The organism is Bacillus sp. PS108, from assembly GCF_037963335.1.
GTDB lineage: Bacteria > Bacillota > Bacilli > Bacillales > Bacillaceae > Bacillus > Bacillus subtilis.
The window spans coordinates 996,917-1,017,492 of sequence record NZ_CP150155.1; the positions used below are offsets into that span (position 1 = coordinate 996,917).

Below are 20,576 nucleotides of genomic sequence, written 5' to 3' on the forward strand. Positions count from 1 at the left end.
GCCTCACTTTTTTATTCATGAACAGGAACCATTGTGTCCTCTAACACTCCGAAGGAATAGCCTTTTTCTTTTAATTTATTGATTAGTACCGGCAGCGCATTTACAGTAGCAGGAAGATCATGCATGAGAATTACATTTGGGCGGCTTGAAGAGCTGTGTTCCATATTCTCAAGCTGCTGTAATACGGCGGTCACATACTGTGAATTCCGGTATTTCCAGTCCATGCTGTCGATCGTCCAATCCCAGTACACAAACCCATCTTTCTCCAGATTGCGAATTTGTGAGGCGGTTAGTGACGGCTTGCTTCCGTATGGCGTTCTGACAAGATCGGTTTTATATCCTGTAATGTCCTGCAGCGTGTCACGCGCCTCCTGCATTTCTTTTAGCGGAGATGTCGGTGTTTGATAGAACAATCTGTTATTGTGGGTAACGCCATGTAAACCGAGTGCGTGGCCTTCCTTTTCTGCTCTTTTCACAGCCTGCTTGAATTCGTTCATCCGCGGTGACAGCATAAAAAACGTCGCTTTTACATCAGCGCTTTTCAGTACGTCGAGCAAGCGGGTTGTAACAGCTGAAGGGCCGTCGTCGAAGGTTAAGTAAACCGTTTTATCTCCCAAGTTCTGCTTTGTCTGCAGATGTTTGATCAGGAGATCGGGGGAGTCGTTTTTCAGCTTAAGGCTTTCCTTCTCATCTCGAAGCTGGCCGTTTGTTGTGACAGTGACTTCCTTTGCTTTCGTTGAACTGTTGGAATAACCCAAAATCACCATAAGCAAAAGCAGCACACATAAAACTGCTAAACTTGCAAATTTAAAAGCAAGCGAAACTGCAGAAGGAGAAGCCTCTCCTCTCGTTTGTCGCATAACAATCTCTCCATTGGCATAAAATCTCTACATAATGCTGTACAGCAGGCAGCTTATGAAGATGCCTTATGTTTACAACCTATGTATTACCAGTCAAGTATACAGGAATAAAACTGGAAAGCACATAGAAAATTTGTCGAAATGTCAGATTTTAAGGAAAAAATAAACTCCTTTCCGCTATAGATCTCTTGATCTTTCTGTTTTTCAGCTTGTCCAATATGGTAGAATTAGTGACAATGACAGCTTGAATGACATCAGGGACATCTCGAAAAGGGAGGGCTTTTATGAAGGTTTTAGTCAATGGCCGGCTGATTGGGCGCAGTGAAGCATCAATCGATTTGGAAGATCGCGGTTATCAGTTTGGTGACGGCATCTATGAAGTGATCAGGGTGTACAAAGGAGTATTGTTCGGCTTACGTGAGCATGCAGAGCGTTTTTTCAGAAGTGCTGCTGAAATCGGAATTTCACTGCCAGTCAGTATAGAAGATCTCGAGTGGGACCTGCAAAAGCTTGTACAGGAAAATGCGGTCAGTGAGGGAGCGGTATACATTCAGACAACAAGAGGTGTGGCCCCGCGAAAACACCAGTATGAAGCCGGCCTCGAGCCGCAGACTACTGCTTATACGTTTACGGTGAAAAAACCGGATCAAGAGCAGGCATACGGAGTGGCAGCCATTACAGATGAGGATCTTCGCTGGTTAAGATGTGATATCAAAAGTCTGAATTTACTGTATAATGTCATGACGAAGCAAAGGGCCTATGAAGCGGGAGCATTTGAAGCCATTTTACTTAGGGACGGCGTTGTTACGGAGGGTACATCCTCTAACGTTTATGCGGTTATCAACGGCACGGTGCGAACACATCCGGCTAACCGGCTCATTCTCAATGGAATTACACGGATGAATATTTTAGGACTGATTGAGAAGAATGGGATCAAACTGGATGAGACTCCTGTCAGTGAAGAAGAGTTGAAACAGGCGGAAGAGATCTTTATTTCGTCAACGACGGCAGAAATTATTCCGGTCGTGACGCTCGATGGACAATCGGTCGGAAGCGGGAAACCCGGACCGGTGACCAAACAGCTTCAGGCTGCTTTTCAAGAAAGCATTCAACAGGCTGCTAGCATTTCATAAATGAACGAAGAAAAGAGCCCGCTTTTTACAGCGGGGCTCTTTTTATTTTTTAACAAATCCAATCAAAATGGAGATCATTGGCGATATATAGAGGAAGAACGTAAATGGGATGTAGTCTATGACTGGAACACCAAGTGCGCTCGCCATAAATGCGCCGCTGACGCCCCAAGGAATCAATGGGTTAATTAATGTTCCGCCGTCCTCTAATGATCTTGTCAGAAATTTTCGCTGGATGTTTCGTTTGTCATATAAAGATTTAAATGATTGTCCCGGTATTAATATCGATAAATACTGTTCGCCCGTTGCCAAGTTGACGCCGATGCTTGAGCAGACAGTTGCTGCAACAAGACGGCCTTTTGAGCGGATGCCTTTCATGACGCCTTCCAATAGTGCAGAAATCAATCCGATTTTCTCCATCAATCCGCCGAGTGCAAAAGCAATCATAATGAGAGAGACAGAGCCCATCATGGATTGCAGTCCGCCTCTGTTAATAATTTTAGCGGCTGCCTCATTGTCAGTTTCGAAAGTTGTGCCATTTTGTAAAGCTGTCATAAACGCCTGCAGGCTGCTGTCGGGTACAAAAATAGCAGTCAAAATTCCCGAGGAAATAATTCCGGCAGTCAGAACGGGGATTACTGATACCCGTTTTATTGCCAGCAAAACGACTAAGAGCGGAGAAAGAAGGGCCCACGGTGTCACGTTTGCGGCATCTTTTATTCCGGTTATGACCTGCTGAATATTCTCGGTTGAAGCAGCGTCCGCTGACACTGATGAACCGAGAAAGTAAAACAGAACGACAGTGATGAGCAAAGCTGGAATGGTTGTGCCCATCATATGGCGAATGTGTTCAAAGATCGGTATTTCGCCTATTCCGGCTGCAAAGTTGGTTGTGTCCGACATCGGCGACATTTTATCCCCAAAACAAGCGCCGCATATGACTGCGCCTGCTGTCCATTCAAGCGGAACGCTAGCCGCGCTCGCCACGCCGATCAGCGCTACTCCGATTGTGCTTACAGTTGTCAGGCTTGAGCCAACAAGTGTGCTGATGATCATACATGAAAACAAAGCAGTCAACAGAAGGTGGCTTGGTTCAATAAAGGATAGGGCATAAACTGTCACAGTCGGTATTGCGCCGCTGTACATCCAGGCGCCGATTAAGATGCCGATCAGCGCTAGAACAATAATCGGCTGTACGCCGTTTTTGATCCCGTCTACAATCCCTTTTTTAATACTCTTCCAGGAAAATCCAAACCATAAAGCTGCTGCTGAAAGCATGACAACACTTAAAAACAGCGGGATATGAGGTTCTACATGAAGCAAGAATAAGCAAGAAATAATAATGCATAACATCAATATAAATAAACCGACGGCTAACGGAAACGTCAGCTTTTTTTGAGAATCCAAAATAACACCCCATATTTATCTTTAATGCTTTTGTGCTTTTGGGCACGAAAGCATTATAACAGAAAAAAACGAAAATCTATGTTTTTTCACAATTATGAATATAAAAGAAGTGAGCACAGGGCGTGCTCACTTTACAATCAGGACGGGTATATCCGATTTCGCTGAAAGCTTTTCACTTACACTTCCGAATATTAGCTTTTTCAGCCTGTTTTGGTCTCTGCTTCCGGTTACGATCATATCGGCAGAAATGCGGTTTGCATGCTCGATAATTGATTCAGCCGGATCGCCTTCTAATATATCGATATCTCCATCTGCCTGCTGTTCATTAAGCATCATTCTGGCTTCGGCGATGACTTCTTCCGTACGGTCTTCATAGATCATTGTCTCAGGTGATGTTACATCCGATATCAGCGGATCAGGAACACTTGTCATGCCTCCGCTGATATAGCTTGCCTCAGCTGCGGGTCTGGGCGGGTCTATGACGGTCTGATTGTCTTTCATATCATGTGAATGGGCGACGGTAATAGCGGCATTTACGGTTTTAGCAAGATCAATGGCTGTCTGAAGCGCTTTCTTACTATTTTCACTTCCGTCAAACGCAACGATGATACGGTCAGCATGGAACATCCTTCTCACCCTTTCAAAGCGTCTTACAACACTACTACCCGAATTTGAGCACAATTAACCTTTTCCTATTCAAGTAATGATTGACAATAAAAGGTTTTGTTTATATGATGATAAAAAGATGAAATCAGAATGGAAGGAGGGTTTGCTATGCCAAGGAATTTGCGTGTTTATCAAACAGTTTCATATTGGCGCGGCAAACCTTTTGTTCTGTTTTCGTGAACGGTTTTTTAGGTGGGACCGCGCGCTGAAAAGCGCTGTGCGTAACATATCGGTTAAAAAAGGCATGGAGCTGACGCTTCATGCCTTTTTTATATACAAAATCTAAGGAAAGACAGGTGTATGGGATGTGAAGGTAAATACAGAGGCGAGGGCTGTTCGTGCCAAATTGGATGAAAAAAGCTGCAAGGAAAAAATAGAAGGCGGCTGATGAGGAGATGGGGATAGATGTTTTCAGTTTTGAAAAAGCTTGGCTGGTTTTTTAAGGCGTACTGGCTGCGCTATACGATTGCGATTGTCCTTTTATTAGCAGTCAATGTCATTGAAATGTTTCCGCCTAAGCTCTTGGGGAACGCCATAGATGATATGAAAACAGGGGCATTTACTGCGGAAGGGCTGCTGTTTTATATCGGTATCTTTTTTGTGCTGACGGCGGCCGTGTATATCATGTCTTATTTTTGGATGCATCAGCTGTTTGGCGGAGCGAATCTGATGGAGAAAATTCTTCGTACGAAGCTGATGGGGCATTTGCTGACTATGTCGCCGCCGTTTTATGAAAAAAACCGGACAGGCGATTTAATGGCACGAGGGACAAATGATCTTCAGGCCGTCAGTTTAACGACAGGGTTTGGCATCTTGACGTTAGTCGATTCTACGATGTTTATGATGACGATCTTTTTGACGATGGGGTTTTTGATCAGCTGGAAGCTGACCTTTGCCGCCATTATCCCGCTTCCAGTCATGGCGATTGCAATCAGTCTATATGGAAGTAAAATTCATGAGCGGTTTACTGAGGCCCAAAACGCGTTCGGGGCGCTGAATGACAGAGTGCTGGAATCTGTTTCAGGCGTGCGGGTGATTCGCGCGTATGTTCAGGAAACAAACGATGTTCGCCGGTTTAATGAAATGACCGCTGATGTTTATCAGAAAAATATGAAAGTGGCTTTTATTGATTCACTGTTTGAGCCGACGGTAAAACTGCTTGTCGGCGCAAGCTATCTGATTGGGCTCGGCTACGGAGCGTTTCTTGTATTCCGGAACGAGCTGACGCTTGGAGAGTTAGTGTCCTTTAACGTTTATCTCGGCATGATGATTTGGCCGATGTTTGCAATCGGTGAACTCATTAATGTGATGCAGCGCGGCAATGCGTCATTAGATCGGGTAAATGAAACTCTTTCTTATGAAACGGATGTGACAGATCCAAAACAGCCCGCTGATCTTAAAGAGCCTGGAGATATCGTTTTCAGTCATGTCAGCTTTACATATCCAAGCTCAACAAGTGACAATCTTCAGGATATTTCATTTACGGTGCGAAAAGGGCAGACTGTCGGGATTGCAGGTAAAACCGGGAGCGGAAAAACGACAATTATTAAGCAGCTTTTGCGCCAGTATCCTCCAGGTGAAGGGAGCATTACATTTTCAGGTGTACCGATTCAGCAAATCCCTCTTGACCGTCTCCGCGGATGGATCGGATATGTGCCTCAGGATCATTTACTGTTTTCACGGACTGTAAAAGAAAATATTTTATACGGAAAACAGGATGCAACTGATAAAGAGGTTCAGCAAGCCATTGCCGAAGCACATTTTGAAAAAGATTTGCACATGCTTCCGTCCGGTCTGGAGACAATGGTCGGTGAAAAAGGCGTGGCACTGTCAGGCGGGCAGAAACAAAGAATTTCGATCGCGAGAGCACTCATGGCGAATCCGGAAATCTTGATTCTGGATGATTCACTTTCCGCTGTAGATGCCAAAACAGAGGCTGCAATTATCAAGAACATCAGAGAAAACCGCAAAGGAAAAACGACATTTATTTTGACGCACCGATTATCCGCGGTAGAGCACGCTGACCTGATCCTTGTGATGGACGGCGGCGTCATTGCTGAGAGAGGCACGCATCAAGAACTGCTGGCCAATAATGGGTGGTACCGGGAACAATATGAAAGACAGCAGCTGTTCACTGCGGAAGAAGGGGGAGCAGGGGCATGAAAATAGGAAAAACGTTATGGAGATACGCACTTCTTTATCGAAAATTGCTGATCACAGCCGTCCTTTTGCTAACTGTTGCCGTCGGTGCAGAACTGACTGGGCCCTTTATTGGCAAAAAAATGATAGACGACCATATCCTCGGCATTGAGAAAACATGGTATGAAGCTGCGGAAAAAGATAAAAATGCCGTTCAGTTTCACGGCGTCTCATATGTCAGAGAGGACCGATTGCAGGAGCCTGTTTCAAAAGCAAAAGAAGCACATATTTATCAAGTGGGAATGGCGTTCTATTTTGTTGATCAGGCTGTCAGCTTCGACGGGAATAGAACGGTTTCTGACGGGAAGCTGACGATCACAAACGGAGACAAGAGCCGGACATATGCTGCCGAAAAGCTGACTAAGCAGGAACTTTTCCAGTTCTATCAGCCGGAAATAAAGGGAATGGTGTTACTGATCTGCCTGTATGGGGGCTTGCTTGTGTTTTCGGTATTCTTTCAATACGGACAGCATTATCTGCTGCAGATGAGCGCCAATCGGATTATTCAAAAGATGAGGCAGGACGTGTTTTCGCACATACAGAAAATGCCGATTCGCTATTTTGACAACCTTCCGGCCGGAAAAGTCGTTGCGCGGATTACCAATGATACGGAGGCTATTAGGGATTTATATGTCACAGTGCTTTCAACATTTGTGACAAGCGGAATCTATATGTTCGGGATATTCACGGCTTTGTTTCTGCTTGATGTGAAGCTTGCGTTTGTATGTCTGGCAATTGTGCCGATTATCTGGCTGTGGTCGGTCATATACCGGAGATATGCGTCATATTACAACCAAAAAATCCGCTCGATCAACAGTGACATTAACGCAAAAATGAATGAGTCAATTCAAGGCATGACCATTATTCAGGCTTTCCGCCATCAAAAGGAAACAATGAGAGAATTTGAGGAATTAAATGAATCACATTTTTATTTCCAAAACAGGATGCTGAATTTAAACTCCTTAATGTCCCATAATCTGGTCAATGTCATCCGCAATCTTGCGTTCGTCTGTCTGATCTGGCATTTTGGCGGTGCGAGCCTGAATGCGGCGGGGATTGTTTCTATCGGTGTGCTGTACGCGTTTGTCGATTATTTGAACCGGTTATTTCAGCCGATCACAGGCATCGTCAATCAGTTTTCAAAGCTGGAGCTTGCAAGGGTCTCCGCCGGGCGTGTTTTTGAACTGCTTGAAGAAAAGAATACGGAAGAAGCGGGTGAACCGGCGAAGGAGCGCGCGCTGGGGCGGGTTGAATTTCGTGATGTGTCATTTGCGTATCAAGAAGGTGAAGAGGTATTAAAGCATATTTCCTTTACTGCGCAAAAAGGCGAAACCGTAGCGCTCGTCGGCCATACCGGATCAGGAAAAAGCTCGATTTTGAATCTTCTGTTTCGTTTTTATGATGCGCAAAAAGGTGATGTCTTAATTGATGGAAAAAGCATTTACAACATGTCAAGACAGGAACTCAGATCCCATATGGGTATTGTGCTTCAGGACCCGTACTTATTCTCGGGCACAATCGGATCTAACGTAAGTCTGGATGACGAAAGAATGACTGAAGAAGAAATAAAAAATGCACTGCGGCAAGTCGGTGCTGAGCCTCTTCTTAAGAAGCTTCCGAAGGGCATTAATGAGCCCGTGATTGAAAAAGGCAGCACGCTATCCTCTGGAGAGCGGCAGTTAATTTCTTTCGCTAGAGCTTTGGCGTTTGATCCCGCGATCTTGATTTTAGATGAGGCAACGGCGCATATTGATACAGAGACAGAGGCCGTAATCCAGAAGGCGCTTGATGTCGTCAAACAAGGACGCACCACCTTCGTCATCGCTCACCGGCTTTCAACAATCAGAAATGCTGATCAGATTTTGGTTCTTGATAAAGGAGAAATTGTTGAGAGAGGGAACCACGAGGAACTGATGGCATTAGAAGGCCAATATTATCAAATGTATGAACTGCAAAAGGGACAGAAACATTCCATTGCATAACGCTCAAAAAACCCAAAACAATCGTGTTTTGGGTTTTTGGTTTATGTAGTCAATAAGCCAGTCCGACACGGTATCCGACATACTTACCTGTAACAAGCTCACGATATAAAAAGTCCGCAGTATCGCCGACCGAAATGCTTGTGCCGCCCTCAGGCAAAACGTTACGCTCCGTACGATAAACGCCGGTTGCTGTTCCGTCCGGGAGGTAAGTGGGGCAGATGATTGTCCAGTCTAATGATGATTGTTTAAGCATTTCGTATACTTTTGCATGCTCCTTGGCTGCGCGGGTCTGCTTTCGTTTCGATTCATTTGTTTCAAACCGGTATTTTCCCGGTTCATATCGGGAATCTAGGATCCCTGCGGTGCCGATCGTAATAAGCCGTTTGATATGCTGTTCCTCCATAGCGGAGAGAATGTGTGCCATAGCAGTTGACAAGGTATCATCACCATCTGTGCCTAGACAGCTGATCACGATTTCAGCATTCTCCATTATTTTTTTCACATCTTCTAAGCGGCGGGCGTTCCCCATGACGGTTCTGTCTTTTGAAAGGGGAAGATCAGCATGTTGAGATCTGATCAGAGCGAAAATATCAAATCTTTCATCTGCTGCAGCTTGTGTTAAAAAGGCTTGTCCGACGCGGCCGCTGGCTCCTAATAAAGCGATTTTCATTAAAAAACCTCCTCGCCTTTTATTATAAAAGGATGTTCTCAGTTTGAACAGCGCGGGAAAGAATACCTGTACAAATAAACAGAACGATGGGAAACATATTCATGAATCATGGATACACTTACGAATTGAACCAGCTCCCAATTCACAATGGTGATGAATGACACCCCGATTCCCTCCCTTTTTTTCTAGGATATGTGGAGCAGGAAAAAAGGGTGACAAAATAAAGAGAGCGCGGAAACCGCGCCCTCTATAGCCATATATTGAATTGTTATTGAACTCTGCCGCCCATTTGCTGCTGAGCGAAAGATACTAAACGTTTTGTGATTTCTCCTCCGACAGAACCGTTAGCGCGAGAAGTTGTGTCCGCTCCAAGGTTAACGCCGAATTCAGAAGCGATTTCAAGTTTCATTTGATCGATAGCCTGAGCTGCGCCAGGAACTAGTAAGTCATTTGATGAGTTTTGGTTAGCCATGTGTAAAATCTCCTTTTTATTTAGTATGGTTGGGTTAACTGGAGTTGCACCAATCTGTGAACCCTTCTCGGGTGTCACTGCCGCCTCGGCGTAACCCAATGCTTTGCCGGCTTGTTACTACGTATTATGTTAAAATTGCCGGAAACTCATGCGGAGAATTGTGTGGTAAATCTTGAGAAAGAAAAAAAGCTTAGCCGTTTAGGCTAAGCTAGTCATAAATATGAAAAAGCATCAGTTCATGTATCTCGTTTGTAAGAGCAGGCTCGTCAGCGCGGGCGGGAAACAAGTCTCCCCATTCAATTTCACCGCTCTTATGATAGATGCCTTCATAATGGGTCCCTTTATAATAAAATGAAATTTTCCATCCGGGCAGCTTTTCTTTTGGGAACAAAGGTTTCCAGCTGAAATGAGAAATCATTACGGCCACGCTCCTTACATTTGGTATCAATTGACCTAAATAAAAACGGCTTATGTTCATTGTATCATTGTTTCAGAACATCATTGAAGAGGCCTAAATATGCAGTTTGTCCCAGCTTTGGATAAAGATAAGCCCGCTTTATTAAAAAAGCGGACAGTTACGAAGGCCACAATGCTTCAGGAGATGTGATTGCCTTTTCAGATAAATATGACGCGTATTCAAAACTTCTTCGTTTTGTAAGAGAATCAACATGATGCAAATTTGGATGAGAAAAAATGCTTCGGCCCGGGCGCGAATTCGCTTCAAACATCCATACTTTACCGTTCTGATCAATGCCAAAATCGAAACCAATCTCCCCGATAAACCCCTCGATATGATCATGAAGGACATGGCTTGCAGTCAGTGCCGCTGCAGAAAGCTTTTTAATGACCTCAACTCTTTCAGCGGGATCATCGTATACTTCCGCAAGTGTCTTTACAGTGCCGCCGTTAGAAAGATGTGTTGTAATGCTGTTCTTTCCGGAAATTTTTACGGCGATTGCTGTCACTGTCCATTTTCCTTTTCTGTTTTTATTGGTATGGACACGGAAATCCGCTGGTTTGCCTTGAAATTCGATGAGATCAACACCTTGCTGAATGAGAAAGTCGGACGGGTTGTGATGTTTTTGAAATTCTGCAAGGAATGAGGCGGCATCGGAATAATCAATCGAAGTAAATGTTTTGGCGTCATTTGTATGCTTTACCGTCAGGCCGCCATCTGTTCTTGTCAGCTGATAAATGCCGGTGCCGAGTGCTCCATTTGCCGGTTTGATATAGACTTTTTTGTATGCGCCACAGAGCTCATCAATCAGCTCCACAGACGGTGTCAGCTCGGATCTAGGCAAAAAGGGTGCCGTTCTCGGATCTTTTTCGAGCAATTGATGAACGTTCCATTTATTGAAAAACGTTTTATTAAACCATGGGATCTGATATTCATCGATCAGCCTCTTTTTTGTATGTTGCAAGAGAAGTGAATCTTCAATTTTTCGGTTCGGCAAACGGTCATAAACGACGTTCGGCAATGGAACGATTTTTTTCTCCCAGCCGTTTTCCCTGTAAAGGAGGCCTTCAATCGTGCCTTCCTCCCAATTGATTTGGTGCGCGCCAAAAACGAAGCAGTAGCCCCCGGCTTGCTCGTGTAACGTGACAAGTTTAGAAAAAAAGAGGGAACGATCCTTAAATGGGCGTTCAAGAGATACAGTAAACCCTGCCGTAAAGATGCCGACTAACGGCCCGATATGCACTGTATGATCATGAATCAGTATATCTGCCCTGCTTCGGTGGGGAAGCAAAAGCTCATGAAACAGATTTTCAGAGAGAAGCACGGTTTGTTCCAGATGCCGTCTGTAAGCAACGTGGCATCTGACAACCTTCGTTCCGAATGCGGCATGCAAAAGTCCGTCTTGCTTCAGCGAAGAGGGCAGAAACAGGGTGTTTTCACTGGTTTTGTCTATGCCGATCAAAAACCGTTTAGGATTCACGCGGAAGAACTCCTTTCTGGCTTTGCTCAGAAAACAGATATTGGCAGCGTTTTAGGGGACAAGTGTACAGCTGTTCTTTTTGCTCGGGAGAGACACGCAGGATTGACTTCCTGCCTGGTTTGGAATTGATATCTAAAATCCAAATTCTCCCGTCCTTTGCAAGACATATATCAAGACCGAGTTCAAACAACGGCCCATAGCGCTCGTCAAGATAATACGGAACCGATTGGGTAATTGAAAACACATCATCTAGTAAAACCACTTGCTGTTTTTTCGGTATATCTTCAAACCAGGAGTCAAATGTCAGCGCATCAGATCCGCCTGACAAATTGGCCAGCAGCCCGTGTTTGTATCCGCGTCTTACTGCCTTTCCGACTGTATTCCATTCACCTGCTTCGTTTTTTTCCATAAACAGACGAATATCACAAGGGTATTGTTCCTTATCTTGAATGTTTAAGTAAGGCTGGAGCAAATATTGATGCTGAAGCACTTTTTTGCACCATGTTTTAAAAGAAGTCTGGTTGGAAAACGTTTTTGTCTGCTTATCCTTTCCGATGTGATAAGTAGCAGTGATGTTTTTCTTGCCCAGCTTCAAAAGAATCACGCCTCTGCCTCCCGCGCCGAATGCCGGTTTAAGGATGCAGGCTTTTTCTTTGGATAAAAAGGAGTGAATTTGTTCGTAGCGGTTCACCTTTATCGTTTCGGGAATATAGGGATTGATTACAGAGTGCTGCTGCAAATCGTGAAGGACGGTCCACTTATCGGGAAGACCCCGCCCGATAAATTCCGTTTTCGGATATTTTTTGAGCCACTCAACGATTGGTTTTGCTTTTTGGGAATGTGAATCCTTGCCGTAAAAACAGCGATCATAAATATAATCTGGAATCGCCATTTCAGTTTCGTTCCATGTGCTGCTGGCCGAATGATAGACCGATGCTTTGACACGCAAAGTGTCAGGTGAAATATCAAATGGTGTAAACCGGATGAAACGTATGCCGAATTCGGGTGCTCTTTTGGCCAGTTCTGCGGAATAATCCGCTTCATGCTGGCGGGATAAGGACATAAAACCGAGTGTTATCATGGTGAGACTCCCCCTTTTATTCAAAAGCTGCCGGCGGGTGTCCGCAGCTTTACACTAAATACATGTAAGACGAACGCAGCTGACGGTATTCTACTTTACAGAATACGATTCTCCACCTTGCCCTATTCCAAAAGAACAAGCTGATTTTCTAAGAACAGGAATTTGTCTCCTCGTTTGCTAAGTGATTGCATGAGCCTCTATAATACGTATAGGTACATAATCTATATGAAAAAAGTTGAAGCACAGATGGAGGAAGATGAATAGGAATGGGTATTGCAGGAACCTTTATTTTTATGATCGTGATCGGCGCTGCCATTGGAGCGGTGACCAATCATTTAGCAATTCAAATGCTGTTTAGGCCGTATAAAGCGTACTATTTGTTTGGGAAACGAGTTCCTTTTACGCCCGGGCTGATTCCAAGACGGCGAGATGAACTTGCAAAACAAATGGGACTGATGGTAGTCAATCATCTCTTAACCCCTGAAGGCATTAAAAAGCGGCTCGTCTCTGATGCAGCCAAAACGCAGGCTCTTCGAGTGGGGGAACAGCTGATTCAAAAGCTGTCACTTTCTGAAGTGACAGTAAAAGAAGCGCTTGAAAAAGCCGGGATGAAGCGCCCCGAAAAAGCTGCTGATGCATGGATCAGCAGCTGGACCGATGATAAGCTGAATGAGCTTTTCCGCCAATACGGGGACCAATCGTTAAAAGAGCTGGTGCCTATAGAGGTGCAGGAAAAGCTTGAGGAAAAAATTCCGATGATTTCAGGATATATATTGTCACGGAGTGTCAGTTATTTTGAAAGTGATGAAGGAAAAATCCGTCTTGGCAATATGATTGATGACTTTTTAAAAGAGCGCGGCATGCTTGGAAGCATGGTGCAAATGTTTCTTGGCAATTCAAGCCTTGCGGATCGCGTGCTGCCGGAGCTGCTGAAATTCTTGCGCAATGAGGAAACAAATAAATTGCTTTCTGATCTCTTAAAAAACGAATGGGGCAAGCTGAGGGAGTATACGTTTAATGAAGCAGATGAAAAATGGAATGCAAAGGCGCTCATTTTCAGTTTGAAACGAAGAGTGCTGCAAGCATTTTCGACTGCCCCTTTCTTCGACAATACGATTGGCACGCTTACCGTCCGCTATGAATCTGAGCTGACCCAGCAAATGCTGCCGGCACTGTTAGACAAATTGCTTGAAGGGATTTCGTCCAACCTTGAAAGTGTCTTAAAACGGTTGCGTCTTGAGGAAATCGTCAAGGAGCAGGTGGATCAGTTCCCGGTGGAGCGTCTTGAAGAAATGGTGCTGTCCATTTCAAAAAAAGAATTTAAAATGATTACCTATTTGGGGGGGCTTCTCGGCGGAATTATAGGCGCGATTCAAGCATTGTTTGTCATCCTTTTTTAAGAAGAAATGGGTTTTGATTAATGAAAGGAGCTCCATAGTCTGTTATAGTGGAGTGGTATGTCAAACGGCAATGATGAAAGGAGCTATTTACAATGGCTGTTAATTTTTATGATGTAGCGTATGATCTGGAAAATGCATTACGCGGGAGCGAAGAGTTCACCCGTTTAAAAAACCTTTACGACGAAGTTAACGCAGATGAATCAGCGAAGCGCATGTTCGAAAACTTCCGTGATGTACAGCTTAGACTCCAGCAAAAACAAATGGCAGGAGAAGAGATTACACAAGAAGAAGTGACGCAGGCTCAAAAAACAGTTGCGCTTGTACAGCAGCACGAAAAAATTTCTCAGCTGATGGAAGCGGAGCAGCGCATGAGCATGCTGATTGGTGAATTGAACAAAATCATTATGAAGCCTTTAGAAGAGCTTTACGGCAGTGTTGAAGGCTAATAAGCAAAATCCCTTCTTGGATAAGAAGGGATTTTTTATTCATTCAGCAAACTTGGAAATCCAATGAATCTTTTACCTCTCCATTGATGATCACTGATAATGTATGAATTCCTTTGTAGTGCTTTCTGGTGGTTAAATCCTTAAAGGATTGGTTTCTTGTGTATGACTTCGTTTCGTTTTTTCGTATAGTTGTTTCTGTTATTTTAAATACTTTCTGATGACGCTGGCCTCTTGCTTTTACAAAATCAATTGCGTACTCAATTCTTACTTTTTGATCCCTGTCTGAATGAATATAGAAAGAAAATTCAAGGCTTTCGCCAATAACTATACGTTTGGGCAGGCATGTTAAATCATGTAGTTGTATCGAATCAGCATTTTCATAACCAAAAAGCGCTAAGGCCTGTTTATCACCCTTTTTTAATAAGGTCCGATAGGCGTGTTTGATAATCCAGTCTGTATGGGGATGTGTTCCGTACCATTGATCTGCGACTTTTCTCAGTAAATGAGGATGCGTTTTTGATATATCATTAAGGTTGTTGGCCACGCTTTTTCTTACATATAAGGACTCGTCCTGCATCAGCTTCTCAAGGATCGGCAATACGGGGGAAGGGTCCGATTTCAAAGCCGATATCGATTTTCCCCATGGCAGGCGGGGCCTGCTGCCTTCGCTCGCAAGTCTTCTTACGTGTTCATTTTTATGCTCAGACCATGCAAGCAATTGTGCAACCATCTTTTCTTGATCTAACAGCAAAAAAGGCCTTACAGCAAATTCTGAGGTCGAATATTGCGTAAAGTATTCCAATGCCTTTATTGATTCTTCCCAATGCGCTAACCCGTACTGTTTCACATAATCTGGAAATAAAATTCCGCTGAGTCCTTTAAAATGAGGGGCTGTATCCCGTAAAATTGTGAGCGCTTCAACGTATTGTTTTGGCAAAGTTTCGTATAAAGAAACTGTCACGCGGCGCATCCGCTCTTTTAAAGTGAGTTCAGGCCAGTCCTCCAGCCGTAAAGTATCCAAGAATCTGTTTTTGTTAAAATCAGGATAGGATGACCTTACATGATGGATCAACTGAGATATCAGTTCTTCATTATATATTTCTTTTAAATCAGCCATATAAACACCGCTTTTTCGTTTATTATTTATATTGTATGGGAATGTACGTTCTGGATCAAGTGTATAGTCCTAAAAATTAACAACTGATCCTACCACGGATATACAAAAGTTGGTTACTTTTTTTAGTTAAAAAAACCCTTGTCATCGGAAAAGAAAACTGAGATAATAACATTGAAAGCGCCTACACTTACCTATTTCAAATGGATACGGTCGCATATCATGCCGTTATATAGAGGGGATAAGCAACAGAGAGTAAGTGTTCGGAGCGCATCATTGGTCAAACAAGGGGTTCCTGATACATGATTTTTCGTAAATCGAAATAACGATATTAGGGAGAATGGCTGCTTCGATCGTATCCTATCAACAAGCCATACATAAAGTCTGCTGAGCCAGGCTTTTTTTGCTTTAAGAAAAGGTTGTTCTAAACACAGAGACAGGGTCATATCCTATACACAAGTACAGTCATCAAGGAGGGGGACATCTCTGTGTCAAAACAATTGCTTGCCTTAAATATAGATGGAGCGCTGCTTCGGTCGAACGGGAAGATTCATCAGGCAACGAAAGACGCGATTGAATATGTAAAGAAAAAAGGGATTTACGTCACACTTGTGACCAACCGTCATTTTCGCTCAGCACAGAAAATAGCGAAATCGCTAAAGCTTGATGCCAAGCTGATCACCCATAGCGGGGCATATATCGCTGAGAAAATTGACGCCCCGTTTTTTGAAAAAAGAATTTCTGATGATCATACCTTTAACATTGTTCAAGTGCTGGAGAGCTATCAATGTAATATTCGGCTTCTTCACGAAAAGTATTCCATCGGAAACAAGAAAAAGGTGAATTCGAATTTATTGGGGAAAGCACTCATTCATCCGTCTGACCCGATCTTTTATCCAGTCCAGTTCGTTGAATCATTAAGCGATCTCCTCATGGATGAGCCGGTGAGTGCACCCGTCATCGAGGTGTACACGGAGCACGACATTCAGCATGACATTACAGAAACGATTACAAAAGCCTTCCCTGCAGTGGATGTGATTCGCGTAAACGATGAGAAGCTGAATATCGTCCCGAAAGGTGTCTCGAAGGAAGCGGGTTTGGCCCTCGTCGCTTCAGAGCTGGGCCTGAGTATGGATGATGTCGTGGCCATTGGGCATCAGTATGACGATCTGCCGATGATCGAACTTGCCGGTCTTGGGGTAGCGATGGGGAATGCCGTTCCGGAAATTAAGAGAAAGGCAGATTGGGTTACAAGGTCCAATGACGAGCAAGGTGTCGCTTATATGATGAAGGAATATTTCCGAATGCAGCAGCGAAAAGGATTTCTTGATAAGTTCCACATGAAACGTGTGTAAAAAAGCCGCTCGCACCCTGACAGGTGCGGCGGCTTTTTTGCCGGATTGATTTTAGCAGTTTATTTCTGTACACTAAAGAAAGTTTTGAATCTGATAAATTAGGTGATGAAGTTGCAAATTAAAATAGAAGGCATACATGATGACCGCCTGCATCGGCCTCTGCAAAATATTGCAAATTTATTTTATGAAGAGTGCGAGCTTGCGTATGGCGGAGAGGAGCCCGCAGATTTTGTCATTTCTTTAGCGTTGTCACAAACGGATGAGCATGTGACGGTTTCGGGAGAAGTGAAGGGAACTGGCATAAAGGAACAGCATACAAAATTCTTTTCTCCCGGCATGACTGAAAAAGAAGCTTTTAAGCAAGTGAAAAACACAATTTCTTATGTGTATCTCAATCTTCTTCAGGCGCATACGGGCATTACGCAGAAGTGGGGAATCCTCACAGGAATCCGGCCCACAAAGCTGCTTCATAAAAAACTGCAAAGCGGAATGTCCAAGGAGCAAGCACATGCTGAGTTGAAAAAAGACTATTTAATTCATGATGAAAAAATCATGCTAATGCAGGAAATTGTTGACCGTCAGCTGGCGGCAGTTCCGGATTTGTACCGAGTAAAGGATGAAGTCAGCATTTATATCGGCATTCCGTTCTGCCCGACAAAATGCGCGTATTGCACATTCCCTGCGTATGCCATCCAGGGACAGGCAGGCAGAGTCGGCTCATTCCTATGGGGACTGCATTACGAAATGCAGAAAATCGGTGAATGGCTGAAGGAGCATGATGTTAAGGTTACAACCATTTACTTTGGCGGCGGGACGCCGACAAGCATTACAGCGGAAGAGATGGATCTGCTGTATGAAGAAATGGTCCGCTCCTTCCCGGATGTGAAAAACATTCGTGAGATTACGGTGGAGGCCGGTCGTCCTGACACGATTACAGAAGAAAAACTCGCCGTTTTAAACAAATATGACATTGATCGGATCAGCATCAATCCGCAATCCTATGAAAACGAAACGCTAAAGGCGATCGGGCGGCACCATACGGTTGAAGAGACCATTGAGAAATATCATCTGTCACGCCAGCATGGCATGAATAATATCAACATGGACTTGATTATTGGTTTGCCTGGGGAAGGCGTGAAGGAGTTCAGGCACAGTCTTTCAGAAACAGAAAAACTGATGCCGGAATCCCTTACCGTTCATACTCTTTCATTTAAACGGGCGTCAGAAATGACGAGAAACAAGCATAAGTACAAAGTTGCCGGCAGGGAAGAGGTTTCTCAAATGATGGAAGACGCGGTAGCCTGGACGAAAGAGCATGGGTACGTGCCTTATTATTTATACCGCCAGAAAAACATTCTTGGAAACCTTGAAAACGTCGGATACTCTTTGCCGGGACAAGAAAGCATCTACAACATTATGATTATGGAAGAGGTGCAGACGATTATTGGCATCGGCTGCGGCGCTGCTAGTAAATTTATTGATCGGGATACAGGGAAAATTACGCATTTTGCGAATCCGAAAGATCCGAAATCGTACAATGACCGCTTCGAGCACTACACGGACGAAAAAATCAAATATTTAGAGCAGATTTTTGAGAAAACGACAAAGCAGCACTGATCACAGTGCTGCTTTTTTTATCCCTGTTTTTTTGCGGGCTGAACCTCAGGCTTCCATTTAAATACCTTGTTAAGCAAGCGGTAAATTCGTTTTGATTCCTTTGTGACAAGCGGTCCCAAAATCGCCAGAATGAGGACATATAATGCGGCAAACGGCTTTAATGTGGCTGACAGTCCGCCGGCTATTCCGAGATTCGCAACGATAATCGAAAATTCTCCCCGCGATACGATCGTCAGCCCGATATTCGATGAAGCCTTATGAGAAAGCCCTGCGCGTCGTCCTGCCACCATTCCGGCGATAAAATTTCCCAGAATGGTCAAAATCACTGCACCCAACGCAAGCCAAACCGCTTCACCTAGCGAAAACGGATCGATACTGAGGCCGAAGCTGAAAAAGAACATCGCACCGAAGAAGTCGCGAAACGGAACAACGAGGTGTTCAATCCTATCGGAATGCTCTGTTTCTGAAAAGACCAAACCGAGCAGCAGCGCGCCGATTGCTTCTGCTACATGAATCGTCTCGGAAAACCCGGCGATAAAAAAGAGCGCTGCGAAAATGACGATAATAAACACTTCGTTTGAGCGAATGTCCAACAGTTTGTTCAACAGCGGCGGGAGTTTTCTTGCTGCGATAAAAAACAGCAGCATATAACCGAAGGCGATCAAAATGGACAAGAGTGCACTCCCTACGGATGTCGCATCACCTAGTATAAGGCCGGAAACAACGGACAGATATACGGCAAGGAAAATATCTTCAAACATGATGATGCCGAGAATCAATTCGGTTTCCGGATTGGCGGTTCTTTTTAAATCAACGAGCACTTTTGCGACAATCGCACTTGACGAGATTGTGATGACGCCTGCGAGGATGAGGACTTCCAGAAAGGAAAATCCGGTGATAAACCCGTAAAGCAGTCCGAGGCTGAAGTTAATCAAAATATAAATCGTCCCGCCGACCGCGATTGATTTTCCTGATTTGATTAACTTCCCGACAGAGAATTCGAGTCCGAGATAGAAGAGGAGGAACAGTACGCCCATTCGCCCGAAAAACTCGATGATTTCACTGCTTTGAATAAATGTTAGATCAATAATCCCCATTTTCGGCGCGTGCGGTCCAACAAGCATTCCCAGCACAATCAGAAACGGAATAATCGAAAATTTAATTTTATTGGCGATCACACTGGCGATTGCCACAAGCACAAGTGCAGTTCCGACTTCAAATACAAGATGGTCCATCGGGGCTCACACGCCCTCTCCAGAAAGAAAATCGTGAATCAGTTTCTTCAGATGCTTTCTCTCACCTGAGAGGACAAGGGTGTCATTTTCTTCAATAATCGAATCGGCTCCGGGATTTAGGAGCTTTTCCTGGTTGTGTTTGATAATCGCAATAACAGTGACATCGTAATTCTGGCGGACATCAAGCTCTCCGAGTGTGCGCCCGATCGATTTGGCGCCTTTTTCGACCTTAAACCATTCAATAATAAGATCGCTGAAGGCCATTTCAATGGACTCCAGAGCTTGCGGTTTATAGACCATGCCCCCGAGAATAGCTGCAATTTGCCTTGCTTCAGAATCATCCAATGAAATATTTGAAAGAAGCTCATCCGGGTCCCGGTCATTAAACCGGTAAATTTCCCTTCTTCCGTCATCATGAATGATAATCGTCATTTTTTCGTGGCTTCTTGTTTCGATTTCAAACTTTTTGCCGATGCCCGGCAGATCGTTTTCTTTAATATTCAATGAAAATCCCTCCGAATGTAGTGTTGGCAGTATGGGGTGAGTTACTAATAAAACTTGAGCAAATTATATTCGGAGGTAATTAGACTGGTATTTGACAGGGACGGCCCAAGCCTTTTCCAGCCTGTTTATCAGCGGTTCGTCAAGTGGTTTGACAGAGAGCTGCCTGACAGACTGCGCCAGCGGGCTGTACTCTTTGATCAGCTCAGCCGGGTGCATGCTGCCCGGCGACGGCGTTTTTGCCGATTGTGTTTCCTGCGGATATGAGGACATAGGCACATAGCTGTCAGTGCTTGCTTCAAACTGGGAAGGCAGAACCACGTCCGAAGGGGGAAAGTACACCATAAATAAACTTAACAGAAAACTGATCAGCAATTTATCCATGTTCCTTTCCTCCCTTCTCGTCAAGATATCCCTTCTTTTTCACTATATAAAACTTTATGTTTCCATTCAAACAATATGCATTTTTCAGTATCTATTGACCTTGAAAAATAAAAAGGTTTA

Annotated in this window: 21 protein-coding genes; 8 read left to right on the forward strand and 13 right to left on the reverse strand. The window is 44.2% G+C overall.

What is annotated here, in order from left to right; translation table 11 throughout:
- Window positions 1-11: 11 nt before the first annotated feature.
- A complete protein-coding gene (locus NSQ16_RS05135; protein ID WP_230488426.1) occupies window positions 12-860 on the reverse strand; it encodes a polysaccharide deacetylase family protein in 849 nt (282 codons plus the stop codon).
- Window positions 861-1,144: 284 nt separating this feature from the next.
- Between NSQ16_RS05135 and dat the strand changes: the two genes are divergently transcribed.
- Complete coding sequence (gene dat, locus NSQ16_RS05140) at window positions 1,145-1,993, forward strand: D-amino-acid transaminase (protein WP_230488427.1); 849 nt, start codon at window positions 1,145-1,147, stop codon at window positions 1,991-1,993.
- A gap of 42 nt (window positions 1,994-2,035) precedes the next feature.
- Here dat and nhaC read toward each other — a convergent pair whose 3' ends face one another.
- Together nhaC and NSQ16_RS05150 are read right to left on the reverse strand one after the other, a co-directional pair.
- Window positions 2,036-3,397, reverse strand: a complete 1,362-nt coding sequence (gene nhaC, locus NSQ16_RS05145) for a Na+/H+ antiporter NhaC (RefSeq protein WP_230488428.1) — start codon at window positions 3,395-3,397, stop codon at window positions 2,036-2,038.
- A gap of 126 nt (window positions 3,398-3,523) precedes the next feature.
- The gene (locus NSQ16_RS05150; RefSeq protein ID WP_101172523.1) at window positions 3,524-4,024 is read right to left on the reverse strand and encodes a universal stress protein; all 501 of its coding nucleotides are present in this window, start codon (window positions 4,022-4,024) and stop codon (window positions 3,524-3,526) included.
- Between the two features lie 163 nt (window positions 4,025-4,187).
- Here NSQ16_RS05150 and NSQ16_RS05155 point away from each other — a divergent pair, with 163 nt between their 5' ends.
- From NSQ16_RS05155 to bmrD, 3 genes are all read left to right on the forward strand, one after another.
- Complete coding sequence (locus NSQ16_RS05155) at window positions 4,188-4,349, forward strand: hypothetical protein (RefSeq protein WP_072175824.1); 162 nt, start codon at window positions 4,188-4,190, stop codon at window positions 4,347-4,349.
- 119 nt (window positions 4,350-4,468) lie between these two features.
- On the forward strand, window positions 4,469-6,226 hold the full coding sequence (gene bmrC / locus NSQ16_RS05160) for a multidrug ABC transporter ATP-binding protein BmrC (protein WP_198878824.1): 1,758 nt from the start codon (window positions 4,469-4,471) through the stop codon (window positions 6,224-6,226).
- Window positions 6,223-8,244: a multidrug resistance ABC transporter ATP-binding protein/permease BmrD gene (bmrD, locus tag NSQ16_RS05165; protein WP_181216932.1), complete on the forward strand. Its 2,022-nt coding sequence runs from the start codon at window positions 6,223-6,225 to the stop codon at window positions 8,242-8,244. The genes bmrC and bmrD overlap by 4 nt, the downstream gene beginning before the upstream one ends.
- 49 nt (window positions 8,245-8,293) lie before the next feature.
- Here bmrD and NSQ16_RS05170 read toward each other — a convergent pair whose 3' ends face one another.
- The 6 genes from NSQ16_RS05170 to spaC all read right to left on the reverse strand — a co-directional run bounded on the left by NSQ16_RS05170 (window position 8,294) and on the right by spaC (window position 12,404).
- Window positions 8,294-8,914 (reverse strand): SDR family oxidoreductase, encoded by a 621-nt coding sequence (locus NSQ16_RS05170; protein WP_046380894.1) that lies wholly within the window; start codon window positions 8,912-8,914, stop codon window positions 8,294-8,296.
- A gap of 38 nt (window positions 8,915-8,952) precedes the next feature.
- On the reverse strand, window positions 8,953-9,078 hold the full coding sequence (locus tag NSQ16_RS05175) for a hypothetical protein (RefSeq protein ID WP_003245136.1): 126 nt from the start codon (window positions 9,076-9,078) through the stop codon (window positions 8,953-8,955).
- Window positions 9,079-9,182: 104 nt separating this feature from the next.
- Window positions 9,183-9,386, reverse strand: coding sequence for a beta type acid-soluble spore protein SspB (gene sspB, locus NSQ16_RS05180; RefSeq protein WP_003233287.1), 204 nt, complete (start codon window positions 9,384-9,386; stop codon window positions 9,183-9,185).
- A gap of 208 nt (window positions 9,387-9,594) precedes the next feature.
- Window positions 9,595-9,813: a YheE family protein gene (locus NSQ16_RS05185; protein WP_010886462.1), complete on the reverse strand. Its 219-nt coding sequence runs from the start codon at window positions 9,811-9,813 to the stop codon at window positions 9,595-9,597.
- A 148-nt stretch (window positions 9,814-9,961) separates the two neighbouring features.
- Window positions 9,962-11,323, reverse strand: a complete 1,362-nt coding sequence (gene yheD, locus NSQ16_RS05190; protein ID WP_003245015.1) for a spore coat associated protein YheD — start codon at window positions 11,321-11,323, stop codon at window positions 9,962-9,964.
- Window positions 11,313-12,404, reverse strand: a complete 1,092-nt coding sequence (spaC, locus tag NSQ16_RS05195) for a spore coat associated protein SpaC (protein WP_003233283.1) — start codon at window positions 12,402-12,404, stop codon at window positions 11,313-11,315. The genes yheD and spaC overlap by 11 nt, the downstream gene beginning before the upstream one ends.
- Before the next feature lie 266 nt (window positions 12,405-12,670).
- Here spaC and NSQ16_RS05200 point away from each other — a divergent pair, with 266 nt between their 5' ends.
- Together NSQ16_RS05200 and NSQ16_RS05205 are read left to right on the forward strand one after the other, a co-directional pair.
- Window positions 12,671-13,804, forward strand: a complete 1,134-nt coding sequence (locus NSQ16_RS05200; protein WP_003233281.1) for a DUF445 domain-containing protein — start codon at window positions 12,671-12,673, stop codon at window positions 13,802-13,804.
- Window positions 13,805-13,896: 92 nt separating this feature from the next.
- Window positions 13,897-14,250, forward strand: a complete 354-nt coding sequence (locus NSQ16_RS05205; RefSeq protein WP_003224239.1) for a YlbF family regulator — start codon at window positions 13,897-13,899, stop codon at window positions 14,248-14,250.
- A gap of 43 nt (window positions 14,251-14,293) precedes the next feature.
- On the opposite strand, the gene NSQ16_RS05210 is transcribed toward NSQ16_RS05205, so the two are convergent.
- Window positions 14,294-15,367, reverse strand: coding sequence for a DNA alkylation repair protein (locus NSQ16_RS05210; protein ID WP_230488429.1), 1,074 nt, complete (start codon window positions 15,365-15,367; stop codon window positions 14,294-14,296).
- 485 nt (window positions 15,368-15,852) lie between these two features.
- Between NSQ16_RS05210 and NSQ16_RS05215 the strand changes: the two genes are divergently transcribed.
- Together NSQ16_RS05215 and NSQ16_RS05220 are read left to right on the forward strand one after the other, a co-directional pair.
- Window positions 15,853-16,719, forward strand: coding sequence for a Cof-type HAD-IIB family hydrolase (locus NSQ16_RS05215; RefSeq protein WP_003233277.1), 867 nt, complete (start codon window positions 15,853-15,855; stop codon window positions 16,717-16,719).
- Window positions 16,720-16,830: 111 nt separating this feature from the next.
- Window positions 16,831-18,336 carry a coproporphyrinogen III oxidase gene (locus tag NSQ16_RS05220; RefSeq protein WP_029726321.1) on the forward strand — a complete coding sequence of 502 codons (1,506 nt, stop codon included), beginning with the start codon at window positions 16,831-16,833 and terminating at the stop codon, window positions 18,334-18,336.
- 17 nt (window positions 18,337-18,353) lie between these two features.
- Here NSQ16_RS05220 and khtU read toward each other — a convergent pair whose 3' ends face one another.
- The 3 genes from khtU to khtS all read right to left on the reverse strand — a co-directional run bounded on the left by khtU (window position 18,354) and on the right by khtS (window position 20,456).
- Window positions 18,354-19,571 carry a K(+)/H(+) antiporter subunit KhtU gene (khtU, locus tag NSQ16_RS05225; RefSeq protein ID WP_003233272.1) on the reverse strand — a complete coding sequence of 406 codons (1,218 nt, stop codon included), beginning with the start codon at window positions 19,569-19,571 and terminating at the stop codon, window positions 18,354-18,356.
- A gap of 6 nt (window positions 19,572-19,577) precedes the next feature.
- Window positions 19,578-20,075 carry a K(+)/H(+) antiporter subunit KhtT gene (gene khtT / locus NSQ16_RS05230; RefSeq protein ID WP_003233269.1) on the reverse strand — a complete coding sequence of 166 codons (498 nt, stop codon included), beginning with the start codon at window positions 20,073-20,075 and terminating at the stop codon, window positions 19,578-19,580.
- 63 nt (window positions 20,076-20,138) lie between these two features.
- The gene (gene khtS, locus NSQ16_RS05235; RefSeq protein ID WP_015383234.1) at window positions 20,139-20,456 is read right to left on the reverse strand and encodes a K(+)/H(+) antiporter modulator KhtS; all 318 of its coding nucleotides are present in this window, start codon (window positions 20,454-20,456) and stop codon (window positions 20,139-20,141) included.
- Between the last annotated feature and the right edge of the window lie 120 nt (window positions 20,457-20,576).

Bases quoted from the DNA above. Each gene is read 5' to 3' on its own strand.
- NSQ16_RS05135 (WP_230488426.1), bottom strand. From the start codon at position 860: ATGCGACAAACGAGAGGAGAGGCTTCTCCTTCTGCAGTTTCGCTTGCT.
- dat (WP_230488427.1), top strand. From the start codon at position 1,145: ATGAAGGTTTTAGTCAATGGCCGGCTGATTGGGCGCAGTGAAGCATCA.
- NSQ16_RS05150 (WP_101172523.1), bottom strand. From the start codon at position 4,024: ATGTTCCATGCTGACCGTATCATCGTTGCGTTTGACGGAAGTGAAAAT.
- bmrC (WP_198878824.1), top strand. From the start codon at position 4,469: ATGTTTTCAGTTTTGAAAAAGCTTGGCTGGTTTTTTAAGGCGTACTGG.
- bmrD (WP_181216932.1), top strand. From the start codon at position 6,223: ATGAAAATAGGAAAAACGTTATGGAGATACGCACTTCTTTATCGAAAA.
- NSQ16_RS05170 (WP_046380894.1), bottom strand. From the start codon at position 8,914: ATGAAAATCGCTTTATTAGGAGCCAGCGGCCGCGTCGGACAAGCCTTT.
- sspB (WP_003233287.1), bottom strand. From the start codon at position 9,386: ATGGCTAACCAAAACTCATCAAATGACTTACTAGTTCCTGGCGCAGCT.
- spaC (WP_003233283.1), bottom strand. From the start codon at position 12,404: ATGATAACACTCGGTTTTATGTCCTTATCCCGCCAGCATGAAGCGGAT.
- NSQ16_RS05200 (WP_003233281.1), top strand. From the start codon at position 12,671: ATGGGTATTGCAGGAACCTTTATTTTTATGATCGTGATCGGCGCTGCC.
- NSQ16_RS05205 (WP_003224239.1), top strand. From the start codon at position 13,897: ATGGCTGTTAATTTTTATGATGTAGCGTATGATCTGGAAAATGCATTA.
- NSQ16_RS05210 (WP_230488429.1), bottom strand. From the start codon at position 15,367: ATGGCTGATTTAAAAGAAATATATAATGAAGAACTGATATCTCAGTTG.
- khtU (WP_003233272.1), bottom strand. From the start codon at position 19,571: ATGGACCATCTTGTATTTGAAGTCGGAACTGCACTTGTGCTTGTGGCA.
- khtS (WP_015383234.1), bottom strand. From the start codon at position 20,456: ATGGATAAATTGCTGATCAGTTTTCTGTTAAGTTTATTTATGGTGTAC.